This window comes from Thermoplasma sp. Kam2015, from assembly GCF_003205235.1.
GTDB lineage: Archaea > Thermoplasmatota > Thermoplasmata > Thermoplasmatales > Thermoplasmataceae > Thermoplasma.
The window spans coordinates 214,956-226,115 of the sequence record NZ_QJSM01000020.1 but is presented as its reverse complement, the minus strand read 5'-3'; the positions used below and the strand labels follow the sequence as shown (position 1 = coordinate 226,115).

Here is an 11,160-nt window from a genome sequence, read left to right as displayed (position 1 = left end):
TCAGAAGCCTCCTGGTCGACGCGCGGATCTGGATCGTGGTGGGCCTGTCCACCGGCTCAGGCTCCGGCAGATTGAACATGCCCTGCTCTTCAAACAGAACCCTGTCCGTATCCGGGTCGACGATCTTTATGAGTATGCCGTCTAGGCCGAGGCCCTCGACGTAGCCCAGCTCCATCCAGCCCGTTGCGTTCCAGTCGGATGCAGTCGGCATCCTCTCGAATTCCACGCTCCCGTCCTTGTACAGTATTGCGTACCTTCCTTCAAAGAATTCGTCCTGTTCGTAGACAAAGCGAAACGCCTCATCTTTTGCCTTTTCAAATATTTCAGGCTTCATTATCCTGTATTATATCCTATAGTTATATTTCAGTTTTTCTTCGTTTGAGGTTCGGGCGCATCGCTCATAGATGCTCAAGTCTTAATGTAGGACTTGAGCATACCCCCCATACGTTATATATTATCTCTTTTTTATATAATAGGCTATTCGGGGTAAAATGCTCAAGTATAAATTATTCTTGAGCATGGTCTTTTCGATCATAGAATGGATCCTATACTCATTGAGTTCAAGGAGCCTAAACACAGGGAGAGGCTAGGCCGCACTGTTCTGGAGGAGGAGCCCCGGCGGAGCAATGTCGTTCAGATGAAGACCCGCATTCTTAGGCCGTCAGAATACGAAGCCCTCCGATCAGCAGCATCGCCCAAGTACCGCGTGGTGTTCGATACTGCGCTGATGACAGGCATGCGCGTGGTCGAGCTCCGGCTTTTCTTGAAGAACCCGTCCTGGTTCGACGGCACGTTCATACACCTGCCGCGCATCGCGATCAAGAAGAAGAAGGCGACGATAAACCAGCGGTGGATCCACCTGTCATCGAGGGGGAGGGCGCTCATCGAGAACATACACCAGATCCTCGGAGAGGCGGATCTGCCCACAGAGACGTCGCTCAGGGACTATATGCACAGGAAGGCGCTCATAGCCGGAATAGACCCATACGGCCTGAACATGAAGATGTTCCGGAAGACATGGGAGTCGTGGCTCATCGCTTCCTATCCGGACAGGAAGGAGGAGATATTCCTCAGCCAGGGCCACACATCGCTGACTGCGCTGCAGCATTATGTTAATCTTCCTTTCACCGAGGAGGACCGTTTGAAGATGAAGGAATGGGTAGAGGGGTGGAGATGATCTAACAAAGGGGGGTTTAAATGACAGAATCCGTAAGGGCGAAAGAAGATTACAACATAGATTTTGAAAGAATTATTGAACTCATATCGAAATACGAACAGATCAAGAAGTCTGGTGAAATCAGAAAATACAACGAAGAATCCACAAAAAAGGATTTCATATAGCCTTTGTTTGAGGCATTAGGTTGGTATCATATACCAAAGATGGTATAGTAATATTCGGTCTTATATACTCAAAATTAGATTGATCATTTTTATTTATATACTCCACAATCGCCTATTGGGATATATTAATGATTGAATAATAAAAATTCATTTTTCGTTCTCCGATATTGACTTAACGTTTCTTAGTCTTGTTTTTCATTTACCTTTAAAAGGAAGTATCCAAACTTGGTATATTCATCGAAATTATAGTTTGAGGGTTCTGCTTTTATTCCCCTTTTATCAATAATTCCTTTTAGCTGTGATATTAGATCGTTAGAGTTGTTTATTTTATTAGAAGCCCTAATCTTAATATTATTCACTGAGACAAATGAAAGCACGTATACCTTTTTTTCTGGATTTTCGCTCAGAATTAATTTGTTCAAATCTTTTGCGATAAAATAATTCTTTGAAAAATAAGAGTTAAGTGTGAAAGTTCCTTTCTTTTGTTTCCCTACTAAAATATGTTTTAGCTCAATCCAATACTCTTGTGCATCAGTGTTAATTTTAAAGTCAATAATATTTCCATTATTTTTAACTTCCCTATTATAGACCGTCAATTCAATTTTATTCCTCTTAAAGTAACGCATTAACTCTCCTCTGAACCATCCTTCTATCTGAATTTCGAGAGTAGAAAATAATTGCAGATATTCACATTTTTCTTTGATCAAGTAATTGTAAAAATCTTCTACCTGTTCCTCAAATTTGTTGTTAGCCATGTTTAATCTATGCAGCCAAAGCTTAAAAATGTATTCTTCAAATATAAAGTGAGATTTAGAATTTTAGCTAACCCATTCATACCCCAACAGTTTAGCCTGTTATAGTACTGTCAGTGTGGCTTTCTCCTGCTTGTCCGGAGGATAGCCGTATTTCCTCAGTATCTTCTTCACCATGAGTCTGAGTTTGGCCTGAAGTTTCTTCCACATTCACACCATGTGGGAACAAAGATAACCACTATATCAGTATACAAAGTTAGATTTCCGAAATGGGTTAATCCGCCTAGCACGGAAACGCCTTCCCGATTATCCTCTTTATATCACCCGAGTTAATTCTGAGTCTGTCAATTTGGTCCTTTGTAATTTTTCTTGAATGTGCCAATGAATTTCTGATCGGTGCAATCTCATTTATTTTTATACGAATCCATTCCTTACTGGGAAATATCTGCGAAAAACAGCATTCCCAGTTGTTTTCTTGCAGTATAATTTCAAGATAATCCGAGAACACCAGGTACGAGAATAAATCTTCGCCCTGTGTACTTTCTTTCTGCTCTTGGCTTAACATCCTTTTTTTAGCTCTGGTACGGATATATGGCGGGACAATATCCTCATAATTGTCACCAAACATTCCTCTCCCCTCTTGCCGAAGCATAGTTCTCAAACAATTCTCAAGAGAATTAATCAAATCAAGAGCTAACAAATTTAATGGGCCCCTATTTTGGATATAGGATGTGATTTCACTGTTCTCAATCAGTTCCATGTTGATGATTTCATCAAGCACTTTTATAAGTTCCATAATTCTGCGCGTAGGTGTGCTATATTTATTCAATCTGTTCATCTTTCTGATCAATAGATAGCTGTTTCCGCTCAAGGTCAGATTACGGGTTGGAACAGAGACTGTTGAGAGAAAGCTCTTAATCTCCTTTACGAGGATACCCAGCTGGCTGTTAGCATATCTAACTGCATTCTCCCTTTGCATCCTTCTCTGTTTCTCCATATTGGTGTTCAGATAGTTAGTTGCAATTGATTTGGCCTTCCTTCTTCCGATGATGTCCGATATACCAAGAATTTCAGGGATCTTTCCTGCAATATTGCCAATAACCTCGTTTCTAACCTTTTCTTTGTTGTATCCAGATGGGTATTCAGGTATCTGTATTGTAAGCAGAGAATATGCTCTCTGTTTAAATTCCAGAAGTTTTGTTTTAATAGAATTTTCCATTTGTCTATTTCCCTCTTGACAGAAGACACCAGCATACACGTTTTAGTGTCGCTTGCGTCTCCTTAACCGCGCTTTCCCGGATCGTTATTTTTTCTATTACCCTCCTGGCATTTTCCAAAAAATTTGGAGAACCCATGGATTCGAATAAGGAATTCACCAGAGTCTCCCTGGATGCAACATTTCTAAACCTGAGCGCCAGCTCCTCATCCAGAGAGGCAAGTTTCTCGTAAACTGCTATTGCTTTTTTTGACATTTTTGGAAGTATTGATGAGGATTTGCTCTTCCTCATGTCTGCCTTGATCATCTCTAGAGTATCATCCTTCAGTGCCTTGAGTTTCTCAACCAAGCCTTTGTATTCTATTTTCTGGCCAGATTCATCTTCAGACTGACGTTCCGTGAGAATACTGACAATCTGCCCAGGATCAGCAATTACCGTATCGTCGTCAAAAAACTTCAATCGCCAGTAGAGCCTGTCTCCGTCCGTAAATAGGGAAAATAGACCATCTCTCCCGTATTTCTTGTACGCCCCTATTCCCCTAGGTATTGCTTTGATCCATTCTTCACCCATCTGATCTATTATTTCCATGAGTTTATCCTTGGGATCGTTGGTAATTTGTTCCAGCTCCTTTGCGATGGCCTCCAGAACCTCGCTTTTGCCTTCGTATATCCTTTTCTGGGTCTCTCCAAAATCCTTTGGATCGGCATCTTCCCCCAGCACAGGCGAATCAATGCCTATGGTATCCTTGATTCCTGATATCTTGGTGTAAAGTTTCTTCATGAGCCCAATGAAATGCTCCAATGACTGCGGATCGTTGGGATCAGAATTTTCCTGCATCATGTTGATCAGGTATATCTTCCTGTGTTTTGATCCCATCCTGTCCACCCTACCTGCCCTCTGTATTAGAACGACAGGGTTCCATGGGAAGTCATAGTTCACCACATACTGTCCATTCTGGAGGTTCTGTCCCTCGCTGAGAACATCGGTGCTTACAAGCACTCCACCATACTCCTGGAAAAGACCAACTATCTTTGTTATATCGGAATTCCTTCCCTCATGGTCACGGCATTCCGATCCAGTGGTAAGGTAGCATTTTGTTTTCAGATCCCTTACGGCGTTATAAACTGCCCTTGCAGTGGCCGTGTATTGTGAGAAAACAACAACACCGTTGGGAGGATTTAAGGATGACACTAGCTTGCTCAATCTCTCCCTGAATCGATTCAACTTCTCATCATTGGCTGGGATATTTTCCAGGATTTCTTCGATCTTATAACGGTCTTTCCTACAAGATTCTATGAACCAGTCCTTTTCGGTGTCTGTAAGACGGCACATTTCCTTGAGTGATCCGTATTTTGCGCTCTCAAATATATCTGGCGGTATCTCCTCATCAAAGTCAAACAGTGAATCATCGGCAGCGCTTCGTGGGAGGAAGTAACCGGTCTTTTCTGCGATATGAATCGCCTTTCCCATATAATCATGAATTGACAGCATAGTTTCTCTGAAAGCTTCTATGGAGCTCTCTATTCTTTTAAACAGATTCAGAATCACAATTGTTTTCACTAGATCCTTCAGATCGTCCTTCTTTCTGGATACTACAAGCTGCGAAATAGGCTGACCTGTTGGCAGCCTGAGGTCTGTCAGTTTTTCAATGGATAGGTCATACTGCGCAAACACTAGGTCCTCGAGTTCTTTTTTCAATAGCTCATAGTCTATTCCTGATCGGTACCGGTTCAGTGGATCAGTGTCTATGATTCTATCAGGGAAGCTTACATCAGGCTGCAGGGTCTTGGCAAACTTTCTCGAATGCCTTACCACAAACCTTTCTAGTACAGATGACATGTCAAGGCTTCTTCCCTCAAGAAGCATTTTCTGATTACTCGTGAAATATCCCCTGAGCGTCAGGCCGGCAATATCCTGTACGGCTTCTTCGGAGGCAAATAGGGCAATCAGGTTGTACAGATCCATCAGGGTGTTATTAACAGGGGTCGCGGTGGCGAGAACTACCTGAGCTCCATTACGGAGTATAAGATCCCTGAGCGCCTTGTACCGGTTTGACGAGGACGATTTGAAATAATGGGCCTCATCGACAATGATAAAGTTACATTTCTTTTTACTGTACTTTTCCAAAAAACCATACGGATCGGCAGATATCGCCTCAGAATTTATGCTTTCAATATGCGTGTCAAGTTCTTCCATCTCCTTTTCCCATGTGGTGCGGAGAACGCTCTTTGGTGCTATCAGAAGCACCTTTTTACCATCCTTCCTGGCTTCATGGGCCAGGGCAAGCATGGTTCTCGTCTTTCCAAGACCTGTTGAATCTGCGATGACTACGCCGTTGTAAGCAGAGATGATTTTCCTCGCCTCGAGAACCGAGACGATCTGAAAACGCTTCAGATTCATCATCTTTATCTTTTCTGATTCAAGCATCGTGCCCTTATATGCCTCGTATAAGGCCTTTGCAACAACCTCAAAAGGTGTGTGCGTGACGGTGTAATTCCTCAAGAAATTGAGGAACTGATCCTTATAGTCCTCTGACGATTCCCATTTCCTGGAGAACCAGTCACAGAGTTCCCTCAGAACTTCCCTATCGGTGTTTACAACGTTCAGCTCATTGTTTGTCTTGAGACCTGCCGATGTAAAGTTGCTGGATCCCACTATTCCGACCCCATAGTCCGGCCTCTCTAAACTTGGTGTTACTCCAATGTATGCCTTCCCATGAAAGAACGCCCCAGTCTTCTTTCTCACCTGTCTGTGATTATCAGTGAAAAAATCAACAGCATCGAGCATAAGATTGTAGTATTCCGGGTTATCCTCATTCTCCTCAAGTTCCCTGACTATCTGTTCCTCGAATGATATGCTCTCATCCTGTGGTCTACCCACAAGGAATTTTAGAGGCTTGTTCCTGATTGCATCTCTGATAAGGCCGAATCCGCCTATATTGAAATAAGCCGAGGCTATGGCAACTTCATTTGACTTGGACAGTTCCCTCAGAAGAACACTAAACATCTTCTCATTCTCATTGTCAATTATCCTGCTCATCTGTAGCCTCCTTTGATTTCAGTCCCCTATCAGCCTTGATAAGGCGGTCATCGACAAGCTCAACAAATTCCTTGTAAAATTCCTCGATGGTGAAGCTTTCTGCAGATAGCAGCTTTAATATTTCACTGTCAAGTTCTTTTCTATCCTTCATCTTAACCTCATCGAAATATCTCATTACATCTCTTTCAAGCGCAATATTTGTGGATGATAGATCAATTTTGTGCAGATCTGGGACGGGCATCTGCTCGTAATCGGTTACCTTGATCTCACCCACACCCCCACCCAGTCTTCTAAGGTATAATTCCATAGTGATGTAAAATATCGTGGAGTTTAGATAAGATTCAATACCCTTAACTTTCGATTTTAGTGTATAAAATGTATTATCACAAATTACCGGTTCTCTTGATACTGGAATAAAGAATCTATCCATAACGTACATTGGTAGTATTATGTTTGATGGCTCAAGATCGTTGAGGTAATACCAATTTTTCCTTCCAGATACAGATGGCACATTATTGTAACCTATAACAGGCTCCTTTCTTCCCCTGATACTTATATTCTGTTTTTCGCCCCATTCAATGTATTTTTTGGTCATAGATCCTGGGTCTTTGGTGTATAAGCACAATCTCTTTGGTTTGTCAATTATATATCTCCTAAGATCCTTTGTCGTTCTAACAAGTGATTTTGTATCAGAGCTATTTATAACAAATCTCTCTCCACCCTCGTTCTCAATATAAATCAACCCCTGATCTTTCAGCTCTTTCTCATTCTTCGCGGTCACACCCCACTCTTGAAACTTCTTTGGATTTGCAAGATAGTCAGCTTCGTATTGTGATGAAACATCCTTCATGTAGAAGAAATCGTTGGCACCCGTTGTGAAACCTCTTTTAATTTCTGCAAAATCTCCAAGCCTGTGCGTCAGCTTCGGGTATATCTTTTCCATGAAAATCTTTGGTGCCCGGAGATAGAACCATTTTCCGGGTTTCAGATCTGACCTTTTGAACCGCACATGGTTTCTTACAATACGCGACATGTAGGATTCAAGATAGATGAAATCTGTTGTTTTCGAACTGTCCGTATCACTGCTGTACACAAAGATAACACTGTTTACATCAGCTTCAAATGTCCTCCCCCTCTGTCCATATATTCCAATCAGTCTGCTAGACAGCAACTTTTGAAGATCTTCGCCATATCCTGTCTCAAGCCACTTGTCTGAAGATATGACTGAGACGATGCCGTTACTGTTGATCAATTTTAGGGCTCTAAGGACAAAATAGCAGTAAAGATCCGATTTCTTGTCGATCTTGTAATTAGATGTATAATGTTTCTTCCTATCCGCCGGTATTGATTCCTGCCTTACGTATGGGGGATTCATGACGATGATATCCACCGGCCCTATACCCCACGATTCAATGGTCCCACCGTAAACACCTGTCTGTTTCTCCATATCCGCCTGAAGTCTTTGAAGCTCTTTCCTGAGTCTAGATCTGGATGTGGAATCAGTTTCATTCATGAATCTTGAGCGAAGACCATTCATTGTATCCCAGAACATACCAATTTTGTCATCCAGCTTGCTCTGGGATGATAGCTGAAGAGAATCATGTATTAGTATCAAATTCATGTCAAGGCTAGGAAGAGGTTCTGCTGATTTCTTGTCCACGATCATAGATAGCCAGAGTCTCAGTTTCGCAATTTCAATGGCTTCCCCCTCAATGTCAAATCCGAAGAGGTTCCGGAGTATCCTATTCTTATAATCTTCCATGTCAGCTGTCCAGCCAACGCTCTCGTCTGCTTCTCTAAGAATGGATAGCATCTCCTGCATCATTCCAAGCAGGAATCCGCCAGATCCGACGGCAGGATCCATGATTTTTATCCTGAGGATCCTATCTCTGAGTTCCCTCACCATCTTCTCGCTTTTTTCTGATCTTATCCTGTCAAGGAGGAGGGAGATTCCGTCCTGCAGAACCTCCTGACCATCTTGGTTAACAACATTTTCCTCTATCCTCAGATACTGGGCGAGTGCCCTTCTGCAGATGAATGAAATCTCCTCCGGTGGAGTGTAGAAGGTGCCCTTGGATCCCCTATCATGCTCAGGAAGCATGTTTTCAAATATTGTACCGATCATAGTTGGATCAACGCTTACCTCGGCATCCAATGGTGAAAGTTCATCCACAGTAAAATTATACTGATTGAGAAAATCTCTTGCTTCAATGAATATTGCGTTCATTTTTTCGGAGATTTGGTCTTCAATCCTTTCATCAAAATAGTCCTCTCTCTCAAAAAGGGTGCCATCTAGATAAGGTAAACCGTCATTTCCCTCTTTGCTAAGACCTTCGTAGAAGATCCAGTTCAATTCTTTATAGTCCTTTATCGTGTCAACAAATCTCTTGTTATTCTTCAACCAGCCTTTTTTCTGAAGGAAATAAAGAAACATGAGTCTGCCAATAAATCTTTGTGAATATGATGCGGCGTTTTCCCCCAAAGTTTCTCTGACGGTTTCAAAGACCTTTTGATACAGATCTCTATAGCCATGGAAGAAATCTTCTCTGACCTTCTCATATGGTAAAAAGCTGTTATCGTAGAGTTCCCGGAGTAGTTTTTTATCCTCCATATACTGCAGTGAATTGAGTGCTTCATTGTCAGTTCTGAATATCATTTCTGAAAGGCTCAGTATCCTCGCTTTCGTTGATTCAGATTCAATTGGGCCAGGAACAACAACTGCATAACTGTCAGTCCCATCGGTGAAAAACATAAGCTGCCGACCCTGCTGGTGTGCCTTCCAGTATCTGGCAATTCGTGACGCCGATGTTCTTGATGGAAGTCTGTCAAACTCCAGTAGAACGATGTCAAATGTTAAGGGATCGGAATAGAGCAGATATCCCTGTTTCAGATTTACGCCTGGAGGTACAGCTTTCCTTTCTCTTAGAAACTGAACAGGTATTGGATTCTCACTGATATGGTATCCCAATTTGGTTAGCTCTGATACCCAGAACTTGCGGTCAAATTTTTCCATTGACATCACTTGCTCCGTGAACCTGGAATGGTATATGAGCGTCTTCCTTCCGCTTCATATATATTGAAATAATTATTGCAGTCTCCACATTTGTACCTGGTTACCTCATAGAAGCCGTACTTCCAGTTCTTTACAAAGACAAAATTCCCTTCGGATTCACAGATGGGGCATTTCATATAATGTTTAGGATTAGAACATATATTAATATTTCAGAAAGAAGAACATAATTTGTCAGTATATATAGACAATTTCTTATCGAGATGGGGATCTGGGCTTATCACAGACAGATATTTGATTGAATAGGTATAAAGATTTAGTTTTTCAATGCATCAATTAGAAATTCTATAATCTCGATTGTCACTTGACATCTAAAGGAAATTTAGGAATTTATTCTATTCGTATCTTAGCGCCTTTAATAAAACCAGTTTTCTTCCTTGGTTTTTAATAATGCGTGGTCTACTGAATCTATTGGAATCGGCAACATTAAACTTTCATATATAGAATTCCTTAATTTAATTGAGCTTATTATCAGTTTGGACATCTCGGAACAAAATCTAGAAAGAAATTGTTCGTATCTTATATTATACTTTTGAAAGAGATCAATGACTCCCTCTTTATATCTGACCGGTTCAAGGAAAAATTGTAATTCTCTTTTCAAATCACAGAATTTTATATCACTACCTTTTCCTCCTCTATAAATCTTTGAAGAAATGGTATTTATGAATTTGTTAAGTTGTGGCCAGTGTTGGTCATGATCATCATTTGTAGCATATTGGAACATGTAAGAAACAAAGGAAAGTGCCGTTAAAGGAGGTTCTTTATTAAAGAATATTTCATTTCTAGGGCTAACATGTTGTATGTTTGTAAGAAAATCCAAATTTATGTTCTCGCCTCCAAGATTAAAAGCAGATATTAGCATATTTAGAAGATCAATAAACAAATAGTCTTCGTTATAAGTTAAAATCGTGTGAGGAATATACCTTACCTTGTACAATTGTATGTAAAGGTCTATCGTTATACCATAATAGCCTTCATACATCGATAAAAAGCTTGAAGAATTGAATAGATCTACAAACTTTTTATCACTTAACTTTTTATCACTTTTTTTTAAATAAGAATTGGCGAAAGCATGAAGGTTAATGACTTCTATTTTTTCCTCTCTTCCTTTATTAACTTCACGCACCAAATCAAATAAAAAATTATTCAAAATTTTAAAAATTTTTACTCTGTATTCAAAATTATAGACATAATTGGCCTTCAAATTTGCAATTCTGTTCAAAACTGATGGTTCCATTTTTCTCGTACTGGGTCCGGTTCGAGTCCAATAATTGTAGGTAAGAAAATTCCTATTTTTATGTTCGTTTTGATCAAAACAGGTAATTTCTTCCTTAACCGCATGTATATAGGGACTTAATCCAACCTCTATCAAATGAACAAACTTACCATCATCAGTCTTTATCTCATGAATATGGTACAACCCTGAGAGACTTGGTTCAATATACTCCTTTATCAAATTTTCAATTTTATCTGCCTTTTCCTTGATTCCGAAAACATCATGAGTTTCATCATCAATACCTATTACAAGAAGCCCTCCCCGAGTATTAGCAAAAGCTGAAACTGGATTCAACAAATGGGTGTATATGTTGCTTATATCTCGCTTAAATTCAAGTTGAACATCTTCATTACTAATGGCTTTAAACCTTTCTAAGTCTTTGAAGGAGGGCCTGTTTGAACCAAGAATTTTTTCAATTAACACTCAAGATAATTACCTAACTGTCTAATAAAGCTTTATTCAGCT

General features: G+C 40.5%; 9 protein-coding genes and 1 pseudogene. 2 read left to right on the top strand and 8 right to left on the bottom strand.

All coding sequences use genetic code 11. The features are described from left to right. The coding region (locus tag DMB44_RS04335) for a hypothetical protein (RefSeq protein WP_153280145.1) at positions 1-334 on the bottom strand (334 nt) is incomplete at its 3' end. A gap of 204 nt (positions 335-538) precedes the next feature. Between DMB44_RS04335 and DMB44_RS04330 the strand changes: the two genes are divergently transcribed. Next, on the top strand, positions 539-1,177 hold the full coding sequence (locus DMB44_RS04330; RefSeq protein WP_110641182.1) for a site-specific integrase: 639 nt from the start codon (positions 539-541) through the stop codon (positions 1,175-1,177). Between the two features lie 20 nt (positions 1,178-1,197). Further along, positions 1,198-1,341 (top strand): hypothetical protein, encoded by a 144-nt coding sequence (locus DMB44_RS09485; protein WP_153280144.1) that lies wholly within the window; start codon positions 1,198-1,200, stop codon positions 1,339-1,341. A 182-nt stretch (positions 1,342-1,523) separates the two neighbouring features. Here the strand turns inward: DMB44_RS09485 and DMB44_RS04325 are convergent, their stop codons facing one another. From DMB44_RS04325 to DMB44_RS04300, 7 genes and pseudogenes are all read right to left on the bottom strand, one after another. Then, positions 1,524-2,096 (bottom strand): hypothetical protein, encoded by a 573-nt coding sequence (locus tag DMB44_RS04325; RefSeq protein WP_110641180.1) that lies wholly within the window; start codon positions 2,094-2,096, stop codon positions 1,524-1,526. A 99-nt stretch (positions 2,097-2,195) separates the two neighbouring features. Then, positions 2,196-2,291: pseudogene (locus tag DMB44_RS04320) on the bottom strand (type I restriction enzyme endonuclease domain-containing protein); the annotation flags it as partial. A gap of 85 nt (positions 2,292-2,376) precedes the next feature. Next, positions 2,377-3,312 carry a Swt1 family HEPN domain-containing protein gene (locus tag DMB44_RS04315; protein WP_110641176.1) on the bottom strand — a complete coding sequence of 312 codons (936 nt, stop codon included), beginning with the start codon at positions 3,310-3,312 and terminating at the stop codon, positions 2,377-2,379. A gap of 4 nt (positions 3,313-3,316) precedes the next feature. Further along, a complete protein-coding gene (locus tag DMB44_RS04310; protein WP_110641174.1) occupies positions 3,317-6,349 on the bottom strand; it encodes an SNF2-related protein in 3,033 nt (1,010 codons plus the stop codon). Further along, positions 6,333-9,368 (bottom strand): Eco57I restriction-modification methylase domain-containing protein, encoded by a 3,036-nt coding sequence (locus DMB44_RS04305; RefSeq protein WP_110641172.1) that lies wholly within the window; start codon positions 9,366-9,368, stop codon positions 6,333-6,335. Before DMB44_RS04305 ends, DMB44_RS04310 begins: the two co-directional genes overlap by 17 nt. Then, positions 9,368-9,538: a hypothetical protein gene (locus DMB44_RS09480; protein ID WP_201796929.1), complete on the bottom strand. Its 171-nt coding sequence runs from the start codon at positions 9,536-9,538 to the stop codon at positions 9,368-9,370. Before DMB44_RS09480 ends, DMB44_RS04305 begins: the two co-directional genes overlap by 1 nt. 236 nt (positions 9,539-9,774) lie before the next feature. Further along, positions 9,775-11,118, bottom strand: coding sequence for a helix-turn-helix domain-containing protein (locus DMB44_RS04300; protein ID WP_110641170.1), 1,344 nt, complete (start codon positions 11,116-11,118; stop codon positions 9,775-9,777). Positions 11,119-11,160 lie beyond the last annotated feature (42 nt).